Origin of the sequence: Microcoleus sp. N9_B4, assembly GCF_036701635.1 — a bacterium.
In the GTDB taxonomy this organism is placed as follows: Bacteria; Cyanobacteriota; Cyanobacteriia; order Cyanobacteriales; family Microcoleaceae; genus Microcoleus.
In genome coordinates, this window is the sequence record NZ_JAUBRC010000002.1 from 167,717 (window position 1) to 190,852 (window position 23,136).

Here is a 23,136-nt window from a genome sequence, read left to right on the forward strand (position 1 = left end):
TAAAAAAAACCTTAAATAATCTGCCTAAAAACTTAACAAGCAAGAATTATACCATGCAGTTAAGAGTTTGCTGCATATTAAAAAAAATTGTGGCTCTGGGCGCGAGACCAGATCCACATATTCACATAACAATTACGGTTCGATCTGTTGATGGTTCGATCGAGCTCACCTAGGCGAATGTTCAGAAGCCGATCGGCAAAATAAGACCCTCGCGGGCCATGACAGCCTTGGGGAAAGCGATTTGCACATCTTCGGCGATGCGATCGAGAAAATCGTCAGTATGAGCCGGATCGTGGTGAAAAATCACCACTCGTTTCACCCTTGCTTCCTTAGCCATTCTCACCGCTTCCTGCCAAGTCGAGTGTCCCCAACCCACCTTCGGAGACTTGGGATTGTGATATTCCTCGTCGGTGTACATCGCATCGTAGATCAGCACGTCAGCGTCGAGGGCCAAATTGTAGACATTCTCATCTAGCCGATCGGGAAAATGCTCCGTATCAGAACAGTAAACCACCGAACGTCCCTGCCAACTCACCCGATATCCCATAGCAGTATTCGGGTGATTCAGAGAACCAGTCCTAATCTCAATATCGTCCAGCATCATCGTCTGGTTGTGATTGAGTTCGTAGAAATTCAAATCTGCAGGCAAACCCATCAGCGGCACCGGCGAATTCGAGTGCAGAATCCGTTCCACAAAATGCCTTTTGAGACAATCTCCATCCGGCGGAATCGCCCCATAAATATCAAACCTATTGCCGCGGATAAAAGCTGGGGCGAACAGCGGGAAACCTTGAATGTGATCCCAGTGATAGTGAGTAAAAAACATATAAGCTTGCACAGGCATTTCTTGCACCAACTGGTCTCCCAGCATCCGCAAGCCTGTTCCGCCGTCAAAAATCAAGCGTTTGCCAGCGACTCGCATTTCCAAACAAGAAGTATTGCCGCCGTAGCGAACAGTTTCCTGTCCGGGTGTCGGAACACTGCCCCGCACGCCCCAGAACTGTACGACAAAATCATCCATACCTTTTATTGATTCCGAGGGTTGAGGGCAATCAACGGGAGTTGCCGCTACAGAGGACAAGCTGATTTCCATTTTAAAATTCAGGCTTTAAGGTTCCACATTGTCCGTGATGGCGCAGTAGATGGTCGCACAACACTAAAGCTACCATTGCTTCGACCATTGGCACAGCTCTTGGCAAAACGCAAGGATCGTGCCGTCCCTTGGCAGCGAGCAGGGTTTCTTCGCCCTCTCGGGTAACTGTACGCTGCTGCTGGCGAATTGTCGCAGTTGGCTTGAATGCCGCCCGCAAAATGATATTTTCGCCGTTAGCAATGCCACCCTGAATTCCGCCAGAGCGATTCGTCACTGTACGAATTACACCCTGATCATCAGTATAGTATTCATCATTATGTTCGCTGCCCTTGAGCAGAGTCCCGGCAAACCCGGAACCAATTTCAAAGCCTTTGCTGGCGGGCAAGGACATGATGGCTTTGGCCAAGTCGGCTTCGAGTTTGTCGAATACGGGCATTCCCAGCCCTTTGGGTACATTGCGGGCGACGCATTCGACTACACCCCCGATCGAATCTCCACTGTCGCGAACTTTTTCGATCAGTTCAATCATTCTTTCGGCACATTCGGCATCTGGACAGCGGACGATGTTGCTTTCTACTTGTTCTAAGGTAACAGTGTCGGGGTCGGCGACACATTCTAAGTCTTTGATGCGTTTGACGTAGCCGACTATTTCGACTCCTGCTGCTTGTTTGAGAATTTTTTTAGCGATCGCCCCTGCTGCTACTCTACCTATTGTCTCTCTCGCGGACGATCGACCTCCGCCTTGCCAGTTACGAATTCCGTACTTAGCATCGTAGGTAGCGTCAGCGTGGGAAGGGCGGTAAGTTGTCGCCATTTCGCCGTAATCTTGGGGACGAGTGTCTTGATTGCGGACTAAAATTGCGATCGGCGTTCCCAAAGTTTTGCCTTCAAACACCCCCGACAAAATTTCGCAGGTATCTGCTTCTTTGCGGGGGGTGGTAATTTTGCTTTGGCCAGGGCGACGGCGATCGAGTTCGGCTTGAATTTCCGATGCGTCGATCGACACCAGGGGCGGGCAACCGTCAATTACTACTCCGACACCGCCGCCGTGAGATTCCCCAAATGTCGATATCCGAAATAAATGCCCAAATGTGTTCCCCATGATGCTTTAGCCTGACACCTAATAATTTTTAGCTTAAATGGAATAGAGATTTACTGTATTTATAAAAAATATACCATTGACGAGAAGGCGACAGGCGATCGTCTCACAGAATCACTCCCTTCCCACCCCTAGAAGATTATCTACCAGGGAGAGAGGGAGAGGGGAATGGGGAATTGGGCATGGGGCATGGGGCATAGTTTCTTTCTATTCCTTCTTCCTTCTTCCTTCTTCCTGACATCCGTTACATCCGTTACAAAATCCGTTGCCGAACTTCCTTCTTCTTTAGTCTTCGTGTTCTTCAAAAGGATCTCTCAATTCCTTAGCGGGAGGGCCGAAAGCCGTGTAGATCGAGAAACCGGTGATGGCCACCAGACACACACCGAGAGAAATGCCGAGAACTGCTGCGGGTTCCATATTTTTGATCGATTATGAGTGCTCCACTCTATAATATTACAAAAAATAACAATCCGTCTGAAACTCTAGTGATTTTAGGCGCTGTACGGTATGGCAGGCAACCCCCACTCCCCGTTTTCCGAGTCCCCCGGCGGCATTTCTGAGAAATTGCGATCGCAATTAGCGGTAGAAATATGTCAAACTTTTCTGTAGAGATTCATTGCAGGTGACTTATGGCACAACGGACTTGGTTAGGAGATATACTCAAACCCCTTAACTCGGAATACGGCAAGGTAGCCCCCGGCTGGGGAACCACGCTGTTGATGAGCGTGTTCATTGGACTGTTTTTCGTGTTCTTGTTGATTATTTTGCAAATCTACAACTCTTCTCTGATTCTGGAGAGTGTGGATATGGATTGGTCGAGTCTCGGCCGCTAAAAATTGATCGCAAAACAGTAAGGCTAAAAGTAAAAGCTGAGGGTTGAGGAGAAAGGGCAAAAGCTAAGTTTTCCCGTTTTTCCTTACCCTTTCCGATTACTTTTGGCATAAATAAACAAGAAGTAACTAAACAAATTGCTGGAGAAAAACCATGAATATTTTTGGCATTGGTTTGCCGGAAATGGCCGTTATTTTTACGATCGCCCTATTGGTATTTGGCCCGAAAAAATTACCTGAAATCGGTCGGAGTATGGGGAAAGCAATTCGGGGCTTTCAAGACGCTTCGCGGGATTTTGAGTCGGAGTTCACGCGGGAAGCTAAGCAGTTAGAAGAAGCAGTAGCAACTAGCAGCAAACCGGAAACTGAAAAACTCACGGCGGCTACTCCCAAGGAAGATAGCACAGACATTTAAATGAATAACCCTCAGAAGTCGGAAACACCAGCGGAGTTAGTGATTCCCCAGCTAATAGTTGGGTTGGGCAATCCCGAACCTAAATACGATCGCACCCGACACAACATAGGCTTTAATGCTGTCGATGCCTTGGCTAAATCTTGGCAGATTTCCCTGTCGGAAAATCGCAAATTTCAAGGCATATTTGGCGAGGGAAACCGGCCGCGGGGACAGAAAATCCGCTTGCTGAAACCGCTTACTTACATGAATCTGTCGGGTCAAGCGATTCGGGCGGCGACGGATTGGTACAAAATACCTGCGGAGTCGGTGTTAGTAGTATACGACGATATGGATTTGCCGATCGGTAAATTGAGAATGCGGCTTGCCGGTTCAGCCGGCGGACACAACGGCATGAAATCGACAATTTCTCATTTGGGCACAGATAAATTTCCCCGCTTGCGGATTGGCATCGGCAAACCTCAAAACGATGCTGCTAAAAATGAGAAAGATACGATTTCCTTCGTGTTAGGAAAATTTTCCTCAGAGGAAACTCAGTTAGTAGAGAAAGTGCTTAAACTGGTTGTAGAAGCAGTGGAACTAAGTCTGCACCAAGGAGTAGAAAAAGCCATGAGCCTTTACAATAGTCGCACAATTGCAGAAACAAACGCGGAAACAAAAAGGTGAGTTCGAGACGTTTGCCTGAAACAACTGCATATGTCCGAGTTACGGGCCAATCTTGGCAAAAAGGCACGATTGAGGGTGAAGTGACTGCCGGCAATTTTGAGTGGCAGTTTCAGTGGCGTTTTACGTCAGAAAAAACACTGATTCTTGAGCCTTCTCAGGGTAGGGCATTGATTCAGGAACCGCTGCACCGTTTTCTGGAAAAATGGGATTATCAGCTTGAACCGGGCGGGGATTATTCGTTTACGGTTCGGGCTGAGTTTTAAAATCTTGGTAATAGGAAATGGGGAAAAGGCAATCGGGAATAAAAACTTCCTCTAGTAGGATATCCCGATGCCAGTAATTCTTTAATTAATCACGGGGAATCGCTGTAATGGGAAATTGGGAAAAGGCGATGGGGAAGGCAACTTTTCTCTAGTAGTATCTCCCGATTCCAGTAATTCTTTAATTAAGTCAGGTGGCGTCGCTTCTCGGTAAGCCCCGCAATAATACATTGTCAAAACAGCTTTGTAAGCCCAGTGATTGGAAGGTACATCGGTAAAAGGATTGGGCAGGGTTTCAGCCTGATTCTGCACGCAAGCATTGAGAATTTGTTCTCGCGTTTGCTGCACTTGAACTAAAGAATTATTGGGCTTTATTGGTGCGGGATTTTGCGCCTGTGCGGGAAATGAACAACTGGCACTAATTAGCAGTATAATTGTGGAAACGATTCTGAGTTTAAGCATCTAATTTCCTCTGGTGCGACAATATATCCTAAATTCCACTGCATTCCCTACAATAGCCCACCAACTAACGGAAGTTCTTGGGAAACTAAATCTAAATAGCTTGAATACCGGATACAGCGTGGTGGCTCTTGTAACTTCAAGGCGGTCAACTGCTGTACAGCCTTTCGTTTCATGAATTTGGTGGGCGGTCGCTACCCTATCTTCGGTGTTCGCGTAGCTCTGGTTTTCGGGTAGTCTCCGGTTTTGTGTTCCGTGCTGTGTTTCCCGCTAGGACTCTTCCTTGCCCTTTGCCTTTTTGCCCTTTACACTTCTTGGGGAGGTCGCCTCTGGCGAGTCGATTTTTTATCTGATCTCCTGCGAGATAATTAATTTTTAGTCCCATAGGAAATTTACAAAATGAATAACCTATTAGAAGAAACTTTTGCCACCGTCTCTCAACTACCCGAAGCAGAACAAAATGCCATAGCATCCTTAATTTTAGACAAGATATCAGCACCAAGAGTCGCGCCTTTCCTCATTTCCCAATCAGACATTGAAACCCTAGAAAAATCCTACATTTTCCGAGACAAGACAGAAGTCATTGACTTTATTAACCAATATCCGTTTTTACTTCCCGTTGTGCTAGAAGCACCCGTTCAGATTAGCAATTATTTTCCCGAACAAAAACTATTACTTCAAGTCATCAATGACCCCGAAATTCCTAACTATGTTCATCTGGTTCTCTCAATCATCTTGACAGACCTCGATCCAGATGAAGCAATGGATAGAGAAGACGAATTGCGTAAAAATTGGTCTAGGGGATTATCCCATGAAATTCGGGAGCATTTTTATACGATTTTGGAATATACTGATGAGTTTTGATTGGTCGCAATACCTAAATTTAGCAAAAGAACTTGCTGGTCAAGCAACTATTCCTGCTGAACAGGAGGCGCGATTGAGGGATGCTATCAGTCGTTCATATTATGCTGCTTTTATCTTAGCGCGGAACTATTTGCGAGATAAACAAGGTCATTCCATGCCAAAAACTAGCGATATTCACCGCTATGTTTGGCAAGAATTTGATATTAATCCTGACTCAAGATATCAATTAATCGCCGATAATTTAGCAGTGTTGCGCCGATATCGAAATCAAGCAGACTATGACGATAATTTTCCCTTATTATCTGCGATTGCTACTATTTAGATCAAGCGTTCTCAAGAAATAATTTATAACCTAAATAATCTCTAAATATCAATTTGATCTGATAAGGCCTTTGCTAAAACAGCAGTAGTTGTAGGGTGTGTCGCCTGCGATAAATTCCTAACTAAATACCAACAATCTCATAGCGACGCACCTGATGGATATATTACAAACCTTTGGAATGTTCAGACATTTTTCGCATTCGCAAAGCCAATATACTCAAAAACAACAGCCCCACTGCCCCAGCTAGCGGATTGCCGTTAACTCCTGTCACCCAGTCGGGTACAGAGCCCGAATATCGCACTAACTGCCCGATGTTAATCATGTAATATCCCCAGACTAAACCTGCATGAAGCCCGATCGACAAACCGAGGCGATTTTGGCGCGATCGTTTTCCCCAAACCAGAATCAAACCCAGCAACAACAACCCCGGAAACTGCGGCCAACTCCGCAGCATAGCGGCAACAGGTTTGAGAAAATGAGAAAGGGCAAACACCAGGCTATTCACCCACAGAGATATTTTATAATTGTAATCCCGCTGCAACTCGTCCAGCAACCAACCACGGAATACCAACTCCTCCGCAAAACCGACTCCCAGGGCGCTTAACAGCCCTTCTGCGATGATTCTCGGCAAATTATCAGAATTTTGCCACGCGACTAAGCCGAACAGCCCTTGCACCGCAAATAAGCTGAAAGTGATCGTCAGCCCGATCGCCAATCCGGTTAAAAGCTCAAAACCGTTTTTTCGCGTATTGGTTAAACCGTAACTCTTGAGTAATTGGGTTTGTCCGTAAACCTGTTTTCCCCAGCGCGGCACTAGGAACAGAAACTCAGTAAACAACAATCCCATTGTCAGAATAGTTGCTAGGTTACTATCTTTAACTAAGAGATAAATTGGTGCTGCTAGCGGCAGCCAGATTGCTAGCAAAATTAATAGGAAAATTATCACACGTAAAGGAAATGGATAAGTGGCTATTATTTGGAGGCGGTTAATCATTGGTTACAATTTACTTGCTGAGAAATTTTAATTTTTAGTAAAAATAAACATAACACGGGTCGGACGCATGAGTGAAACAGTCAACAACACTGTCGCTTAAATGAGTGACACTCAAATGGTGTAGCACAAGTAAGTGTCACTCTAAAAAGCGACTGTAAACTCCCCAATACTGCCACTTATATATGGAGTATCACAATATGAAAGGATAAATAAAAATGTCTCAGCAAGATCCTACAAGTATCGATTTAACCAGTAGTGATTTTTCGTTTGGAGAAATGTCAGTCGATGACATAGCTGCGATCGCAGCAATAGAGGCTGGAATTAGCGATCCAACACATCCAATCGAGGGCGAAACCGCACCAATACCTAGCATCCCACCGCTACCGATCGCACCGACCGCAATTCCGATCGCCAAACGGCCGGTCAGTGGGCGCTACCGCGGTACATTAGGCAGCTTTCAACTCGAACTCCGGGTTGACGTTGACCGCACTCGACCGATGAAGCGGTTAAGCGGCGACTTCTTCCAAATCAGTGGCGGTACTACCACCTATTTTGGCTCCTTTATCGTCGATGCGCCGACGATAAAGGTAACGGCTTCTCAAGTAGTTATCAAGGGCCTCGGAAGCTTTACCTTTGCCGCCGGAGCTCCCGTAATACAGGTGACAATCCAGCGCAAGTTCATCTTCCAGCCGCAGGCGCCAGCAACGGTGGAATTTTTCACAAAGGGCGGAGTCGCCGGAGCAACTTACACTTGTGTCTTCGAGTCTGTCTATTTCCGCAGTCTGCGACTAGAAACAGACCAGGTTTCCGATGTTGTCACTCCCATATTCAGCAGCTACAACACGGGTTCGCTGCCGTCGGGGGGGCCAGCGCGCAACCTCAGCGTCGTCAGTTCCTATGCAGAAGCTGGGATCGAGATGATCGCAACAGCAGGAAACAACGTTATCAATATCGATGAAGCTGGTGCGGGCGCTAAATGGAGCAACTCCGAACTCCACGCTTCGATGCAGAAACACTTCACCTTGTGGCAGGATTTGCCGCAGTGGGCTGTTTGGCAGGTAGTTGCTCAACTTCACGACCTGGGCCCTGGGCTCTACGGCATCATGTTTGACCAGCAAGGGAAGCAGCGGCAAGGCTGCGCCGTTTTTCATCAAGGTATAGGCGGGGAAACTGCCGAAAAGCTGCGATTGCAGCTCTACACTTATGTTCACGAGCTGGGGCATAGTTTTAACTTGCTGCACTCGTGGCAAAAGTCTTTGGCGACGCCCCCTGGTACGAATCGCCCGCTGGCACTGTCTTGGATGAACTATCCCTTTAATTACCCAGCACCGGGTGGCGAGGCTACCTACTGGAGTCAGTTTGCGTTTCAGTTCGACAATGAGGAGGTCATCCATCTCCGCCATGCGTTCCGCAACAATATTATTGTGGGTGGAAACGACTTTGCGATCGGCTCTGGTCTGGGGCAGGAAGTGATGGCCGATCCGATTCGGGATGAGTCGGGACTGACTTTCAGGATCTCAACCAACCAAAAAAGCTTCGCGCTAGGTGAGCCTGTGGTACTGCAATTAATGCTGGGAACGACGGCTGCGGGCGGGCGCCGGGTGCATACTTGGCTGCATCCGAATTGTGGCTTGGTCAAAATCGTGATTCGCAAGCCTAGCGGCGCAGTTATGGTTTATGAACCGCTAATCGATCATTTAGTTGGTCAGCGAGAAAGCACGATCGCGCGCGATGATGTAATTCCAGAAAGCGCATATATCGGCTATGGCAAAGACGGATTTTATTTCGATCAACCCGGAAATTACCGGGTACGGGCGGTCTATGGGGCTTTGGACGGTTCAGAGGTATTCTCGGATATCATCACTATTCGCGTTCGCTATCCTGTGACGCCAATTGAGGAAGAATTGGCCGCTCTGTTTATGGGCGACGAACAGGGTTCTTTGCTCTATTTGCTGGGTTCGGATGATGAGTCTTTGCGAAGCGGTAACGATGCTTTTGAGGAAGTTCTGGCAAAATATCCGAAACACGCGATGGCAAACTATGTTCGGATGGTGAAGGGTATCAACGCTAGCCGTGACTTTAAAACGATTACCGACGATCGTGAAACCCGGGTGATTGTACGCCCTGCGGAGTTGGATGAAAGCGCTAAGTTGCTGACAGCAGTTGCAGATTCCAATATTCTCGACCCTGTTTCGGCACAGATGTCCCTTTCCTGTTTAGCTGAGGTTCAGGCTAAAACTGGTGATGAGGATGCTGTTAGCAAAACCTTTAGCAAAATCTCAGCAATGGAAGTCAAGATATTGCGATCGGCAGCCAAGAAGTAAACAGTGAATTGGTGAATTCCCCTGAAGATTGCTTTACTTTATTTTAAACTAAATAAGTAAAGCAATTTTTGTTAGTTTGTACAAAACACTGCTAGCAAAAACTTCACAGCATTAATGATAAGTCTGTTGTTGGTTCGACACCTGATAATTCTGTTGGCAATTTTGGCGATCGGGTCTACCTGCGTACCCGATCGCCCCCAGGCCGATTTTTTGACCCCTTACCATTACCAAGCGAGTACCACTATGCGTTTATTTATCAAACTTCGCGACGGTTTCAGCAATAACACCGTGACTGTAGAAGTGAATGAACAGGAAGTCTATCGCAAGTCTGGCGTGACTACGGATTTGACGATTTCCTTCGCGGATGCGGTGGAAGTTCCTGTTGAGGAATCCACAGTTAAGTTGAAGGTAGCTGTGGAGGGTGGCCAGACGCAGACAAAGGAAATTCGGGTGCAAGAGACTCCTTTTGTTGATGTCTGGATTGTTGGCGGAAAAATGGAGTTGCGAGCATCCAAGGAAGATATGCCGATGCTTTAGCAACTAGCTGATTCCACAAGAAATTAAACATTGACATCTTGCGGTTATTTCCTAATTGTGCAAAGCAGATTTTTGGGCGCTGCGAACTGGTGCGGGCTGTACACAGCAGACAGAAACAGGTACAATAGTATTGTATCTGTTGCAACTTTAGGTAAAATAAGTTAAAAAGCCAGGTGACAATGACTGAAGCCTCCGATTTTTCCAATGTCGATCGAGAATTAGATGACACAATTTTAAGCTTCGCAGACATTCAGGCAGAACTCAACCTGCGCCACGCGAAAGATGCTCTGCGAGATATAGTAGAAAATCTCGACTTGACAGTTCAAGAGCGAACTGGACTAGAACCGGAAATTGGCGGGTTGGAGAAAATGCTCGACAAGCTAGAGCGCGCTTGCGTGCAAATAGCTGTGTTTGGGATGGTGGGAAGGGGCAAATCTTCGGTTTTGAACGCGCTGCTAGGTCAAAATGTGTTTGAAACTGGCCCGACTCACGGGGTGACTCGCACGACGACTATCGGCCAATGGGATGTCGGAGAGGGTATTGATGAGAATTTGCCTGATGGCTTACGCCCCGCTACGCTACGACTTTCGCCAGTTATTTACCGTTTGTCGCAAGTTGAATTAGTCGATACTCCGGGAATAGATGAAGTTGACGGCGAAACTCGCGAACTTTTAGCCCGCCGCGTTGCTCAACAAGCTGATTTGATTTTGTTTGTGGTTGCTGGCGACATTACAAAGGTGGAATACGCAGCACTTTCGCAGTTGCGGGAAGCCGGAAAACCGATGTTATTAGTGTTTAATAAAATTGACCAGTATCCTGATGCAGACAGGCTGGCAATTTATCATAAAATTCGAGACGATCGCGTCAGAGAATTGTTGTCTCCCGATGAAATTGTGATGGCGGCGGCTTCGCCTTTGACGGCGAGGGCGGTGCGCCGTCCCGACGGAAGTATGGGCGTGCAAATGACTCGCAGTTTGCCACAAGTGCAAGATTTAAAATTAAAGATTTTGGAGATTTTAGACCGGGAAGGCAAATCTTTGGTGGCGCTGAATACGATGCTCTGTGCGGGGGATATTAACGAGCAGTTGGTGCAGCGAAAAATGGAAATTCGAGATGACGCGGCTAATCGCATTATCTGGAACGGGGTAATGACTAAAGCGGTGGCGATCGCACTTAATCCAATTACTGTAGTTGATATTCTTAGCGGTGCGGTAATTGATGTGGTGATGATCTTAACTTTATCTAAAGTTTACGGCATTGCGATGACGGAAGCGGGCGCGGTGGAATTGCTGCAAAAGATTGCGATTAGTATGGGGGGAATTACTGCGGGGGAATTGTTGGCTAATTTTGGTTTGAGCTCGTTGAAAGGATTGTTGGGTTTGGCGACGCCGGCGACGGGGGGTTTGGCTTTAGGGCCTTATTTGTCTGTGGCTGTGACGCAAGCTGCGATCGCGGGGGTTTCTTCCTATGGTATCGGTCAAGTTACTAAGGCTTATTTGGCTAATGGTGCTTCTTGGGGAGATGATGGGCCCAAGGCTGTGGTGAGCAAGATTTTGTCTTCTTTGGATGAGGATTCTATTTTAAACCGGATTAAGGAGGAGTTGCGGGCTAAGTTGGATTTGGGAAGTGTGGATAAACAGAAATCTTAGTGAAAAGAAGGAAGGCACGACACGGATTTTGACACGGATACACGGATTAATTATCGACCGTGAGTAGTTATTTGTTATTTGTTATTTGTGAGGAACTACCAATAACCAATGCCCGATGTCCGATGCCCGATTCCCAATTTCTAATATTATGTTATTAACCATCTCTACAACTCGCGTCCCTGCTACAGATTTGGGTTATTTGCTGCACAAACATCCCGATCGCCATCAATCCTTTCCGATGACTTTCGGGTCGGCCAGCGTGTTTTATCCAGAGGCAAATGCACAAAGGTGCACGGCGGCTTTACTGTTAGATGTCGATCCGGTTGGTTTGGTGCGGGGCAAGTCGAAATCGGGCGATCGCCCTCTCGAACAATACGTGAACGATCGCCCCTACGTTGCCTCTTCGTTTCTGTCTGTCGCCCTCGCCAAAGTCTTTAGTACAGCTCTATCCGGTCGCTGCAAAGACCGCCCAGAACTCGCAGAAACCGCTATTCCTTTGACAGTTAATCTGGCGGTTTTGCCCTGTCGCGGTGGCGAGAAGTTCCTGCGGCAAATGTTTGAGCCACTTGGCTATCAAGTCGCAGCAAAACCCCTGATTCTTGACGAGCAATTTCCCGAGTGGGGCGCGAGTCCTTACTTTTCTGTGGAACTGCAAAATACAATTCGTTTGGCGGATTTGTTAAGCCATCTTTACGTGCTAATTCCCGTGTTGGATGACGACAAACATTATTGGGTGGGCGATGATGAAATCGAGAAGTTATTGCGTCACGGCGAAGGTTGGTTGACCGCGCATCCCGGCCGCGAACAAATTGCCAACCGCTATCTGAAACGCCAGCGCCGTCTGACGCGAATTGCTGTGGCACAGTTAGCAGAAGAAGCTCATATCGACGCTGAGGAGCTCGAAGTTTATCATCAGCAAGAAGAGGAAGTTTTAGAACAGCGAATTAGCTTGAATCAACAGCGTTTGGAAGCTGTGACGGAGGTTTTAAAGCAAAGTGGTGCTAAGCGAGTGGTAGATTTGGGCTGCGGTGAGGGAAAACTGCTGCGATCGCTTTTGAAAGAAAGTGCGATCGAACAAATTACAGGCGTCGATGTGTCCTTTCGTGCCTTGGAAATTGCCAGGGAACGTTTGCAAATCGATCGATTGTCTCCCGCACAACAATCTCGGATTCAACTAATTCAAAGTTCGCTGATTTATCGGGACAGCCGCTTGACTGGTTTTGATGCGGCGGCGGTAATTGAAGTGATCGAACATCTGGATTTAGAACGGTTGGCTGCTTTTGAGCGGGTTTTGTTTGAATTTATCCGACCGAAAAGTGCGATCGTCACAACTCCAAATATTGAATATAATGTTAGGTTTGAAAACTTGCCGGCGGGCAAATTTCGCCACCGGGATCACCGCTTTGAGTGGACAAGGGCAGAGTTTCAAGCTTGGGCGAATGGGGTGGCCGAACGGTTTGGCTGTGGGGTAGAGTTTCGTTGTGTGGGAACTGAAGATTTAGAAGTAGGTTCGCCTACGCAAATGGCAATTTTCGCCCAGTGAAAATAATACCCACAGTCTGTTTGTGCTTACAATATAGTTAAACTTGGAAAAATGCAGGCTTCCGCTATGAGTAAATCTATTCAAACCCAGATCGTTGAAATTGACAATTCTCAGGGCATTCGCATTCCCAAATCTTTGTTAGATCAAATTGGTATTAGCGAAGCAGTAGAAATCGAAGTTCACGGCGATCGGATCGTCATTCGTGCAGCCCAAAAACCGGGTGCCGATTGGTACGTCATTGGTTCAGCCCAAAAACCGCCTGCCGGTTGGATCGTCATTGGTGCAGCCCCAAAACCGCGTGCCGGCTGGGAGGAAGCGTTCGCAAAAATGGCAGAGCAACATGATGATGTCCTTCTTGATGATGTCACCACTACGGAGTGGGAAGAGCTTGAGTGGCAATGGTAGTCAAACGTTTTGATGTTTTTTTAGTTAACCTTGACCCCACTGTTGGCAGTGAAATTCAGAAAACTAGACCTTGTTTGGTGATTTCACCAGATGAGATGAACAAGCGCATTGCCACTGTCATCATTGCTCCAATGACAACGAAGGGGCGACCATATCCCAGTCGCATAGATTGTCATTTTCAAGGCAAAGATGGGCAAATCGTCCTCGATCAAATTCGGACTGTTGACAAAAATCGATTAATTAAATATCTCGGTCAAATCAGCGCTGACGAACAAAAAGCAGTTTTAGATACTTTGGTACAGATGTTTGCTGAATAATAATATTAAATGAAAATTACTTTTCCAGAACTATCTTTAGTCGTTCTCATTGGTGCATCCGGTTCCGGCAAATCCACCTTTGCCCGCCAACATTTCCTACCTACAGAAATCATTTCATCGGATTACTGCCGGGGTCTGGTTTCCGACGACGAAAACAATCAAGCGGCCACCGCTGATGCTTTTGAAGTATTGCATTTAATTGCTGCTAAACGTCTGGCTGCAGGTAAGCTAACTGTGATTGATGCCACCAACGTTCAGCCGGAAAGCCGCAAATCTTTGTTGGAATTAGCCCGAAAATACCATTGTTTTTTGGTTGCTATTGTGCTAGATTTACCAGAAAAATTGTGTGCCGATCGCAATCAACAACGTCCAAACCGCAACTTTGGAAATCACGTAGTTCGGCGGCACGTCCAAAGTTTGCGGAAATCGCTCCGAAATCTCGATCGCGAAGGATTTCGCTACGTTTACGTCCTCCGTTCCCCAGAGGAAATCGACGCGGTGGAAGTCGAGAGACAACCTTTGTGGAACAATCGCAAAGGCGACAGCGGCCCTTTTGACATCATCGGCGACGTTCACGGATGCTGCGACGAATTGGAACAATTGCTGCAACAGTTGGGCTATCAAATTATCGAAAAATCCAGCGAATCCGATTTGGGGAATTTTCCCACCTACGCGCACCCGGAGGGCCGTAAAGCCGTGTTTTTGGGCGATTTGGTCGATCGGGGCCCGCGCATTCTCGACACCCTCAAACTCGTGCGAAACATGGTACTGGCAGAAACAGCTTTGTGCGTGCCTGGAAATCACGACATCAAACTGCTGCGAAAACTCAGCGGCAAAAATGTCAAAATCAACCACGGACTCGAACAAACCTTAGCAGAAATTGCCGCTTTACCGGATGAATCGCGCGAACCAGCAGTACGAGAAATTAGCCAATTTTTAGATAGTTTGACTGGGCATTACGTCCTCGACGGCGGCAAATTAGTCGTCGCCCACGCCGGGATGAAAGCTGAATTTCAGGGACGCGCATCGGGCCGCATTCGAGATTTCGCCTTGTACGGAGAAACAACTGGCGAAATCGATGAATTCGGCTTGCCCGTCCGCTACAATTGGGCCGCCGAATATCGAGGTCAGGCAGCGGTTGTTTACGGACACACCCCCGTTCCAGAAACAGAATGGTTGAACAATACTGTTGATATTGACACCGGCTGCGTTTTCGGGGGCAAACTAACAGCTTTGCGGTATCCCGAAAGAGAATTTGTTAGCGTTCCGGCTGCTAGAATTTATTGCGAACCTGCCAAACCGATCGCCTTTCAAGACAGCCAAACTCCACTTAACAATAGAGACATTAATTCACCCGTTATCAATAGCGGTTTGGCGGCAGTGAATATCACCGCCCAACAGCAGTTTGATGACGTACTGGACATTAGCGACGTACTCGGAAAACGCATCATTTCAACTCGCCTGCAAAGTAACATTACGATTAAAGAAGAAAATGCGATCGCAGCCCTAGAAGTAATGAGTCGGTTTGCCGCCAATCCCAAATGGCTGATTTATTTGCCGCCCACAATGTCTCCCGCTGCTACCTCCAAAGAACCAGGACTTTTAGAACATCCAGCCGAAGCATTTAGCTACTACCAACAGCAGGGCATATCGACAGTTGTGTGCGAAGAAAAGCACATGGGTTCCCGTGCAGTTGTGATTGTTTGCCGCGACGCATCGGCAGCTTTACGCCGCTTTGGCATTCTCAGCGAGAGTATGGGCATTTGCTACACCCGCACGGGACGGCATTTTTTCGATAATTCTACCTTAGAAACAGAATTTTTAGCGCGGGTAAATGTCGCTCTCACTGCGAGCAATTTTTGGGAGAAATTTCAAACCGATTGGGTGTGTTTGGACTGCGAATTAATGCCTTGGTCAGCCAAAGCTCAAGGTTTATTGAAAGAGCAATACGCCGCCGTGGGAACAGCATCTCGTCACGGGTTTGCGGAGGCGATTAAGAACTTAGAACAGGCAAACCAGCGGGGAGTTGAAATTAATTCTTTGCTGACTAGCTACCAAGAGCGAGCCGAACTAGCCGATCGCTATGTTAAGGCCTACCAGCGCTACTGCTGGTCAGTGAAATCGCTCTCCGACCTCAAATTAGCACCTTTCCACATCTTGGCAACCGAGGGAACTGTTCACACTGACAAAAATCACTGTTGGCACATGGAACAGATTTCACAAATTTGTAAAGCTGACCCCGAATTCCTGTTAGCTACTGAATACAAAATAGTTGAAATTGCAGATTTCGACAGCCAATTGGCGGGGATTCAATGGTGGGAAAAACTGACTGCTGCGGGAGGCGAAGGAATGGTTGTTAAACCTATGGATTTTATTGTGAAAAATAGCAAAGGACTCGTACAGCCTGCGGTAAAATGTCGCGGTCAAGAGTATTTGCGAATTATTTATGGTTTGGAATATTCTTTGCCGGAACATTTAGAAAAATTGCGATCGCGCGGACTTTCCGGCAAGCGTTCTTTGGCGTTGCGAGAGTTTGCTCTCGGTGTAGAAGCATTGGAGCGATTTGTTGCGGGTGCTCCATTGAGACAAGTTCACGAGTGCGTTTTCGGAGTTTTAGCAATGGAGAGCGAACCTGTCGATCCGAGGCTGTAATCGGAAGGTAGAAAGCAGGCGAAAATCTCGACTTTACAGTAATCTGGCAGGGGTTTAAACCCCTGCCTCAAAGCTAAATTTGTCTGAAGACAATTTAACAAATTATTAGGATAACAACCAATTACCAATTACCAATTATTACTGTATCTTACTAACTCAGAACTTAGGTAATTGGCAGAGGTTGGGCGATTGCGGCAAATAAGTTGGGCCATGTACACCCTACTTTAATTCCACGAATCGGTGGCTTAACATCAGGTTTTTAAACCTAATTCGATCCTATTTGTAACCTCTATTTTTTTCCGACCAAATGCGGGTTGGTAGTCCCCAAACATAGACAAATCCTTCGGCAGCTTTGTGATCGAATTCGTCCTCTGCGCCGTAGGTTGCTAAGTCGAAACTGTACAGAGAATTGTCAGATTTGCGGCCGACAATAGTCGCATTTCCTTTGAACAGTTTGAGCCGCACGGTTCCAGTTACTCGCTTTTGCGTGTCCTGAATAAATGCGTCTAAAGCTGTTTTCAAAGGATTGTACCAAAGACCGTTATAAATCATTTGGCTGTAAGTTTCTTCGATGCCTCGCTTGTAGCGCGTCACATCTGCTGTCAGCGTCAAACTTTCTAAGTCTCGGTGCGCGTGCATCAAAACTAAAATCGCTGGTGTTTCGTAAATTTCCCGCGATTTAATCCCGACGAGGCGGTTTTCAATCATGTCAATCCGGCCGACTCCGTGGTTTCCAACTATTTCGTTGAGCTGAGAAATTAAGGCGACTGGTGATAAGTTTTTGCCGTTTAAACTGACAGGATTTCCGCAATCGAAACCGATTTCTATGTATTCAGGTGTGTCGGGAGTTTGCTCGATCGCCTTTGTCATCAAATACACCTCTTCCGGCGGTTCCGCCCAAGGATCTTCGAGGATTCCGGCTTCGATTGCCATTCCCAATAAGTTGCGATCGATACTGTAAGGGGAAGACTTTTTCACTGGCGACGGAATGCCGCATCTCTCGCCGTATGCGATCGTTTCCTCGCGACTCATTTTCCACTCGCGCGCGGGTGCTAAGATTTTAATCTTGGGGTTGAGCGCGCCGATCGACACATCGAACCGCACTTGATCGTTTCCTTTACCTGTGCAACCGTGGGCGATCGCATCTGCACCGTATTTTTCCGCAGCTTCTACTAACAATTTAGCAATCAGCGGGCGAGCCAGGGCAGTCGAAAGGGGATAACGGTTTTCGTAAAGTGCGTTAGCTTGAATCGCTGGAAACGCATAGTCTTTGACAAATTCTTCGGTAGCATCAATAACTAAAGATTCCGAAGCACCGGATGCTAAAGCTTTTTTGCGGATCGGTTCTAATTCGTCTCCCTGTCCCAAATCCGCGGCCAGAGTAATTACTTCTTCAACACCCCACTCGTTTTTGAGGTAAGGAATGCAGACGGAGGTATCGACTCCGCCGGAATATGCTAGGACAACTTTTTTAGCGCGACTCATTGTTCTTTACATCCTGAATTTAACTGACATCTTGCACCCGCTGTGAATCTGCCTTTTAGGGGCGGGCTCTCCGGCCCAACCCCTACTCCCCACAATAAAATTAAATTTTTGTGGAACAGGCATCTTGCCTGTTCGGGAGAATGGTGTAAGATGCCTGCCCCACAATAAAATTAAATGTTTGTGGAACAGGCATCTTGCCTGTTCGGGAGAATGGTGCAAGATGTGATATTTAACCGACTTTTCATTATGCACCTAATTGAGATCGATTCTTGTCAGAAATAGTACAGATTTATATATTCTTTTTTTGCTAAACTTGGCTATTTCCCTGGGGAGTTGCTGCGGAAAATCTGCTACCGTGGGATACGGTAACTGTGGCGATGGGGAAAAGCCGTGTTTTTTAGTGTTGTAATTCCGACGTACAATCGTAAACCGATTTTGGCAAAATGTCTACTGGCTTTGGAAAATCAGCAGTTCGGTGAGATTGTCAGAGAGTATGAAGTAATTGTCGTGGACGACGGATCGACGGACGGGACGCTGGAGTGGTTGGTGGCAAATGCTGACTTATTGCCTCATGTGCGATCGATCTGTCAATCTCACCAGGGCCCGGCGGCGGCTCGGAATTTGGGCGTTGAAGATGCTAAGGGCGATACGATAATTTTTATTGACAGCGATTTGGTGGTAACTGAGAATTTTTTGCAAGCACACGCCGATGCTTTGCTAGAGGGTTACAAAGATACTGATGCTGTTTTTACTTACGGCAGCGTGATTAATACTTGCAATTTCGAGAATCCCACCTCAGAACCTTACAAAATCACCGATTTTTCGGCGGCTTATTTTGCTACGGGAAATGTGGCGATCGCCCGCCACTGGCTGCTGGCTGCTGGACTTTTTGACACTCGCTTTCAACTGTACGGATGGGAAGATTTAGAGTTGGGAGTCAGGTTAAAAAATTTCGGTTTGAAACTAATTAAATGTCCGGCTGCTGTCGGCTATCACTGGCATCCCCCTTTTAGTTTAGAGCAAATTCCGGGCATGATTGACCGAGAAATTCAGCGCGGGAGAATGGGAGTTTTGTTTTATCAAAAACACCCAAGTTGGGAAGTAAGGATGATGATTCAAATGACTGTTTTGCACCAAATCCTGTGGGGATTTTTATCATTAGGTGGGATGCTAAACGAGCGAACGATGGCTCCTTTTTTACAATGGTTGATTGACCAAGGAAAGCCGCAGCTAGCTTTAGAAATTGCTCGGATTTTTCTGAATTGGTATAACGTGAAAGCCGTGTACGCCGCTTGCGGGGAATTGCAGACCGAGACAAAGATACCATAAATCAGCCCCACCCCGCAAATAAAATATAAGATATTGTAGGAGTTTTTCAGGGCCCATTGGTGTCAACTTAAGCTCATAATTAGTAACAGTATACTGTTTGAGAATTATGCCTACACTGCCCTAGCGCTGCTTAAGAAGGGGAATTTAGGGAACTCAAGACTTGGATACCAACCAGAAAAACCAAGAATTTTAGTCTTAAGTTGACACCTATGTTCCGGCCTGTTTTAATTAACCTTTCCACTGAGGATATCTACTGAAAAAACACAACACAAAGCCACCCGATAAAGGGAGGCAAAACCGGGTTATAGAAATTGTAAAAGTTTGACCTTTAATCAAAATTCCTTGCTTAGCCTGTGATTTGAGGCATCGATGCTGTTTTCTCACTCGGCTCCGAGAATTTGAGCCACCAACATTTTCAAACGAGCATTGTTTTTGATATAATGACAGATAATTTAGGAGTGTGCTAGAGGGCCAATAGTTGTGCTGGTTTATCTGAGAGTGTTAGCTACAAGCGGTTAATGACTTTAAAAATATTCCCACATATACAACTTGAATAGTTTGAGGGTCTGCTGTGAATACAACTGACAATAAAAATCCAAGACTAGAAACACTTAGACTTGAAAACACTGTCTTACAAGAAAATATTTTAATGGTGGACGACCATCCAGAAAGCTTGCGGCTTTTATCCCAGCTTTTGTCTAAGCGGGGATATAAAGTGCGACCGACACGAGATGGCAAATTGGCTCTTAACTTTGCTATGTCGAGTCCACCAGACTTGATTTTGCTGGACATCATGATGCCCGGTATGGATGGCTATCAAGTCTGCGAACAGCTAAAAGCTTGTCCGCAAACCAAACATATTCCTGTGATTTTTATTAGCTCTTTAAATGAAGTATTTGATAAAGTGAAAGCTTTTTCGGTTGGGGGGGCAGACTACATTAGTAAACCCTTTCAAACAGAAGAAGTGGTGAGCCGGGTCGAAAATCAACTGCTTCTGAGCCGTCTTTATAAACAAATTTTAGCACAAAATGCGCGGCTGCAAGCAGAAATAGAAGAACGCAAGCGGATCGAAGCACAACTCCGAGACAGCCAACGCTGGCTGTCTGCTGTAATTCAAACACATCCTAATCTTTTGTACGTTTCCGATTTGATTGAACAGCGAACTTTGTATATCAACCGCGAAATCTATAGCGATATTGGCTATTCTTTTGAAGAAATCCAGCAGATGGCAGGAGGATTTCTTCCTAACTTAATACACCCTGACGATTTGCCAGGATTCTCAGAACACCTCAGCAGGATTGAGGCAGCAAAAGACGGTGAAAGCTTTGAGTGTGAGTACCGAATTCAGCACAAAAATGGTGAATATCGGTGGTTTGTTAGCGTGGATACCGTGTTTGCCAGAACAGCAGACGACAAACCTTGGAAAATTTTGGGGACGGCTACTGAAATTAGCGATCACAAACAAGCAGAACTCGAACTTAAAACAGCTTTAGCTGCTTTGGAACGGCAAATCAAACAAAGATTTCTGATAGAAACAATTACTCTAGAAATTCGATACAGCTTAAATCAAGATCAAGTTTTTCAAACAGCTACTGCCCAAATAGGTCGAATTTTCAATGCTGATTGCTGCTTGATTCACACTTACACAGAACACCCAATTCCCAGAATGGTTAATGTTGCTGAGTACAGAAAAACCGCATCCAAACCGCTTTTAGATTTAGAAATTCCCATACAGGGCAATCCTCACCTTCAGTTTTTATTGTCCCAAGATCAAGCTGTAGTTTCTGACGATGTTTTTTCCGAACCGCGGCTAGAAAACGTCCGAGATTTGTGCAGTCAAATAGGTTTGAAATCGATGATATCCGTCCGCACTTCCTACCAGGGAAAAGCTAACGGAATGATATGCTTGCATCAGTACGATCGCCCCCGCCACTGGACGCAGGAGGAGATCACATTATTGAGCGCTGTGGCGGCACAGATGGGAATTGCGATCGCTCAAGCCAATCTTCTCGAACAAGATAAACAACAGCGACTTAAACTTCAACAAAGCGAAGCTAGTCTAGCAGCAGCCCAGAAAATTGCCCATATCGGCAGTTGGGAATTTGATTTAGTCACCAATAAACTTACTTGGTCAGAAGAAGTCTTCCGCATTTTTGGTCTTGACTCAAGTGCAACTGAACCGACATCTGCCAAACTTTTAAAGATGTGTCATCCCGACGACCGAGAATTATTTCAACAAACAGTCAGCCTAACTATCTCACAAGGCATTGCCTACAAAAGAGAGTTTCGATTTTTGCATCCTAGCGGTCAAATTATATACGTGGAAGGAAGGGGAGAAGCTGTTTTTAGCGAAACCGGGGAAGTAATAAAACTGTTGGGAACAGTGATGGATATTAGCGATCGAAAACAAGCCGAAGCAGCTTTGCAAATTAGCGAGGAACGTTTTTATCTGGCATTTGAAGGCAGTGCCATGGGCTTGTGGGATTGGAATCTTGCCACGGGAGAAGTCTATTTTAATCCGCGGTGGAAAATGATGCTGGGATATGAAGTAGAGGAAATAGTAAATAGTTTTGCATCCTGGGAGAAACTGGTACATCCAGAGGATTTGTCTCCGGCTAAAGCAGCGCTAAATGCTCACCTGCAAGGCCAAAATCCTACTTACGAAGTGGAATTTAGGATGCTGACAAAATCCGGCGAGTGGAAGTGGATTTTAGCTCAAGCGAAGGTGATGGAACACGACGCTTCGGGAAATCCTTTGCGGATGACGGGTACGCATATTGATATTAGCGATCGCAAACAAGCCGAAGTAGATTTGCAATTTAGCGAACAGCGAGAACGAGAAAAAGCGAAACAGTTAGAAAAAACTCTGGCAGACTTAAAAAAGGCTCAATCTCAGCTTATTCAAGCCGAAAAAATGTCAAGTATTGGGCAAATGGTAGCGGGAGTAGCCCATGAAATTAATAACCCCATCAGCTTCATCTACGGCAATATTATTCCCGCCGCACAGTACGCTCGCGATTTGGTAAAATTGATCGAACTCTACCAGCAATACTATCCCGAACCCGTTCCTGAAATAGAGGAAGAATTGGCAGAAGTCGAGGTAGATTTTATTGCTGGCGATTTCCCGAAAATCATGGCTTCAATGCAAGAAGGTGCTAACCGAATTAAGCAGATAGTCCTGTCGTTGAGAAACTTTTCGAGACTTGACGAAACAGAGCGCAAAGTCATAGATATTCATGAAGGGATAGAGAGCACTTTGGTGATTTTGCAGCACCGCTTGCAGTCACAGCCAAAACGTCGGGAGATTCAAGTTATTAAAAATTATGGGAACCTGCCCAAAGTCGAGTGTTATCCGGCTCAATTAAACCAGGTATTTATGAATTTGCTGGTGAATGCGATCGACGCTATGGAAGAGTCATCAGCCCACTGTACTTGCAAAGTTAATCAGATTCGCATTGTTACTGAAGTCAGCAGCGAAAATCAAGTGTGCGTGCGGATTTTTGACAGCGGGCCCGGTATCCGTCCCGAAGTTCAGTCAAGGATGTTTGACCCATTTTTTACTACCAAACCGATCGGCAGTGGCACTGGTTTGGGGTTATCGATTAGTTACCAAATTGTTAAAGACACCCACGGTGGTAAGCTAGAGTGTCATTCAGAAGTTGGTCGGGGAACAGAATTTGCGATCGAACTGCCGATTTCGCAAAAGTTGAAAGTTAAAAGTTAAGATAAGCTGTTAAATGATGGGCGGTAAATTAACCATAATTCTAGTAGGGGCCGGTTGACCAACCATCTATAATATAAGCCAGAAATGAGCCTAAAGCCGCCCAGACCGTCAGATTGGGGGCAATTGCAACGGATATCATATTAATGGTCTATCAGAACCTATTTTAGAGTGC

22 protein-coding genes are annotated in these 23,136 nt (G+C 46.2%); 15 read left to right on the forward strand and 7 right to left on the reverse strand.

Features of this window, described 5'->3' with window-relative positions; translation table 11 throughout:
* Positions 1 to 181 precede the first annotated feature (181 nt).
* From QUA43_RS01975 to psbN, 4 genes are all read right to left on the reverse strand, one after another.
* Positions 182 to 1,093, reverse strand: coding sequence for an MBL fold metallo-hydrolase (locus QUA43_RS01975; RefSeq protein ID WP_333370564.1), 912 nt, complete (start codon positions 1,091 to 1,093; stop codon positions 182 to 184).
* 1 nt (position 1,094) lies between these two features.
* Positions 1,095 to 2,195 carry a chorismate synthase gene (gene aroC, locus QUA43_RS01980; RefSeq protein ID WP_333370566.1) on the reverse strand — a complete coding sequence of 367 codons (1,101 nt, stop codon included), beginning with the start codon at positions 2,193 to 2,195 and terminating at the stop codon, positions 1,095 to 1,097.
* Positions 2,196 to 2,335: 140 nt separating this feature from the next.
* Positions 2,336 to 2,497, reverse strand: a complete 162-nt coding sequence (locus tag QUA43_RS01985) for a hypothetical protein (protein WP_333344905.1) — start codon at positions 2,495 to 2,497, stop codon at positions 2,336 to 2,338.
* A complete protein-coding gene (gene psbN, locus QUA43_RS01990) occupies positions 2,478 to 2,609 on the reverse strand; it encodes a photosystem II reaction center protein PsbN (RefSeq protein WP_190742515.1) in 132 nt (43 codons plus the stop codon). The genes QUA43_RS01985 and psbN overlap by 20 nt, the downstream gene beginning before the upstream one ends.
* Before the next feature lie 212 nt (positions 2,610 to 2,821).
* Here psbN and psbH point away from each other — a divergent pair, with 212 nt between their 5' ends.
* The 4 genes from psbH (at position 2,822) to QUA43_RS02010 (ending at position 4,363) form a co-directional block, all read left to right on the forward strand.
* Complete coding sequence (gene psbH, locus QUA43_RS01995; protein WP_015176007.1) at positions 2,822 to 3,025, forward strand: photosystem II reaction center phosphoprotein PsbH; 204 nt, start codon at positions 2,822 to 2,824, stop codon at positions 3,023 to 3,025.
* A gap of 151 nt (positions 3,026 to 3,176) precedes the next feature.
* Positions 3,177 to 3,437, forward strand: coding sequence for a TatA/E family twin arginine-targeting protein translocase (locus QUA43_RS02000; protein WP_333156304.1), 261 nt, complete (start codon positions 3,177 to 3,179; stop codon positions 3,435 to 3,437).
* The gene (gene pth, locus QUA43_RS02005) at positions 3,438 to 4,100 is read left to right on the forward strand and encodes an aminoacyl-tRNA hydrolase (RefSeq protein ID WP_333370568.1); all 663 of its coding nucleotides are present in this window, start codon (positions 3,438 to 3,440) and stop codon (positions 4,098 to 4,100) included.
* The gene (locus QUA43_RS02010) at positions 4,097 to 4,363 is read left to right on the forward strand and encodes a DUF3146 family protein (protein ID WP_332958583.1); all 267 of its coding nucleotides are present in this window, start codon (positions 4,097 to 4,099) and stop codon (positions 4,361 to 4,363) included. The genes pth and QUA43_RS02010 overlap by 4 nt, the downstream gene beginning before the upstream one ends.
* An 81-nt stretch (positions 4,364 to 4,444) precedes the next feature.
* On the opposite strand, the gene QUA43_RS02015 is transcribed toward QUA43_RS02010, so the two are convergent.
* Positions 4,445 to 4,822, reverse strand: a complete 378-nt coding sequence (locus QUA43_RS02015; protein ID WP_333370570.1) for an S-layer protein — start codon at positions 4,820 to 4,822, stop codon at positions 4,445 to 4,447.
* Positions 4,823 to 5,218: 396 nt separating this feature from the next.
* On the opposite strand from QUA43_RS02015, the gene QUA43_RS02020 reads away from it, so the two are divergent.
* Positions 5,219 to 5,683: a hypothetical protein gene (locus QUA43_RS02020; RefSeq protein ID WP_333370572.1), complete on the forward strand. Its 465-nt coding sequence runs from the start codon at positions 5,219 to 5,221 to the stop codon at positions 5,681 to 5,683.
* Positions 5,673 to 6,005, forward strand: a complete 333-nt coding sequence (locus QUA43_RS02025) for a HEPN domain-containing protein (RefSeq protein WP_333370573.1) — start codon at positions 5,673 to 5,675, stop codon at positions 6,003 to 6,005. The genes QUA43_RS02020 and QUA43_RS02025 overlap by 11 nt, the downstream gene beginning before the upstream one ends.
* 163 nt (positions 6,006 to 6,168) lie before the next feature.
* Here QUA43_RS02025 and QUA43_RS02030 read toward each other — a convergent pair whose 3' ends face one another.
* Complete coding sequence (locus QUA43_RS02030; RefSeq protein WP_333370575.1) at positions 6,169 to 6,999, reverse strand: type II CAAX endopeptidase family protein; 831 nt, start codon at positions 6,997 to 6,999, stop codon at positions 6,169 to 6,171.
* A 215-nt stretch (positions 7,000 to 7,214) separates the two neighbouring features.
* On the opposite strand from QUA43_RS02030, the gene QUA43_RS02035 reads away from it, so the two are divergent.
* The 7 genes from QUA43_RS02035 (at position 7,215) to QUA43_RS02065 (ending at position 16,426) form a co-directional block, all read left to right on the forward strand.
* Positions 7,215 to 9,323: a hypothetical protein gene (locus tag QUA43_RS02035; protein WP_333370577.1), complete on the forward strand. Its 2,109-nt coding sequence runs from the start codon at positions 7,215 to 7,217 to the stop codon at positions 9,321 to 9,323.
* A 114-nt stretch (positions 9,324 to 9,437) separates the two neighbouring features.
* Positions 9,438 to 9,860, forward strand: a complete 423-nt coding sequence (locus QUA43_RS02040; RefSeq protein WP_333370579.1) for a hypothetical protein — start codon at positions 9,438 to 9,440, stop codon at positions 9,858 to 9,860.
* A 179-nt stretch (positions 9,861 to 10,039) separates the two neighbouring features.
* Positions 10,040 to 11,509: a GTP-binding protein gene (locus tag QUA43_RS02045; protein ID WP_333370581.1), complete on the forward strand. Its 1,470-nt coding sequence runs from the start codon at positions 10,040 to 10,042 to the stop codon at positions 11,507 to 11,509.
* 148 nt (positions 11,510 to 11,657) lie between these two features.
* Positions 11,658 to 13,052 (forward strand): 3' terminal RNA ribose 2'-O-methyltransferase Hen1, encoded by a 1,395-nt coding sequence (locus tag QUA43_RS02050; RefSeq protein ID WP_333370583.1) that lies wholly within the window; start codon positions 11,658 to 11,660, stop codon positions 13,050 to 13,052.
* A 66-nt stretch (positions 13,053 to 13,118) separates the two neighbouring features.
* Positions 13,119 to 13,457, forward strand: coding sequence for an AbrB/MazE/SpoVT family DNA-binding domain-containing protein (locus QUA43_RS02055; protein ID WP_333307864.1), 339 nt, complete (start codon positions 13,119 to 13,121; stop codon positions 13,455 to 13,457).
* The gene (locus tag QUA43_RS02060) at positions 13,451 to 13,774 is read left to right on the forward strand and encodes a type II toxin-antitoxin system PemK/MazF family toxin (RefSeq protein ID WP_333370585.1); all 324 of its coding nucleotides are present in this window, start codon (positions 13,451 to 13,453) and stop codon (positions 13,772 to 13,774) included. The genes QUA43_RS02055 and QUA43_RS02060 overlap by 7 nt, the downstream gene beginning before the upstream one ends.
* A gap of 9 nt (positions 13,775 to 13,783) precedes the next feature.
* A complete protein-coding gene (locus tag QUA43_RS02065) occupies positions 13,784 to 16,426 on the forward strand; it encodes a polynucleotide kinase-phosphatase (RefSeq protein WP_333370587.1) in 2,643 nt (880 codons plus the stop codon).
* 276 nt (positions 16,427 to 16,702) lie between these two features.
* On the opposite strand, the gene QUA43_RS02070 is transcribed toward QUA43_RS02065, so the two are convergent.
* Positions 16,703 to 17,911 (reverse strand): argininosuccinate synthase, encoded by a 1,209-nt coding sequence (locus tag QUA43_RS02070; protein WP_333370589.1) that lies wholly within the window; start codon positions 17,909 to 17,911, stop codon positions 16,703 to 16,705.
* 390 nt (positions 17,912 to 18,301) lie between these two features.
* On the opposite strand from QUA43_RS02070, the gene QUA43_RS02075 reads away from it, so the two are divergent.
* Together QUA43_RS02075 and QUA43_RS02080 are read left to right on the forward strand one after the other, a co-directional pair.
* A complete protein-coding gene (locus tag QUA43_RS02075; RefSeq protein WP_333370591.1) occupies positions 18,302 to 19,240 on the forward strand; it encodes a glycosyltransferase in 939 nt (312 codons plus the stop codon).
* A 571-nt stretch (positions 19,241 to 19,811) separates the two neighbouring features.
* Positions 19,812 to 22,964 (forward strand): PAS domain-containing protein, encoded by a 3,153-nt coding sequence (locus QUA43_RS02080; protein WP_333370593.1) that lies wholly within the window; start codon positions 19,812 to 19,814, stop codon positions 22,962 to 22,964.
* Positions 22,965 to 23,136 lie beyond the last annotated feature (172 nt).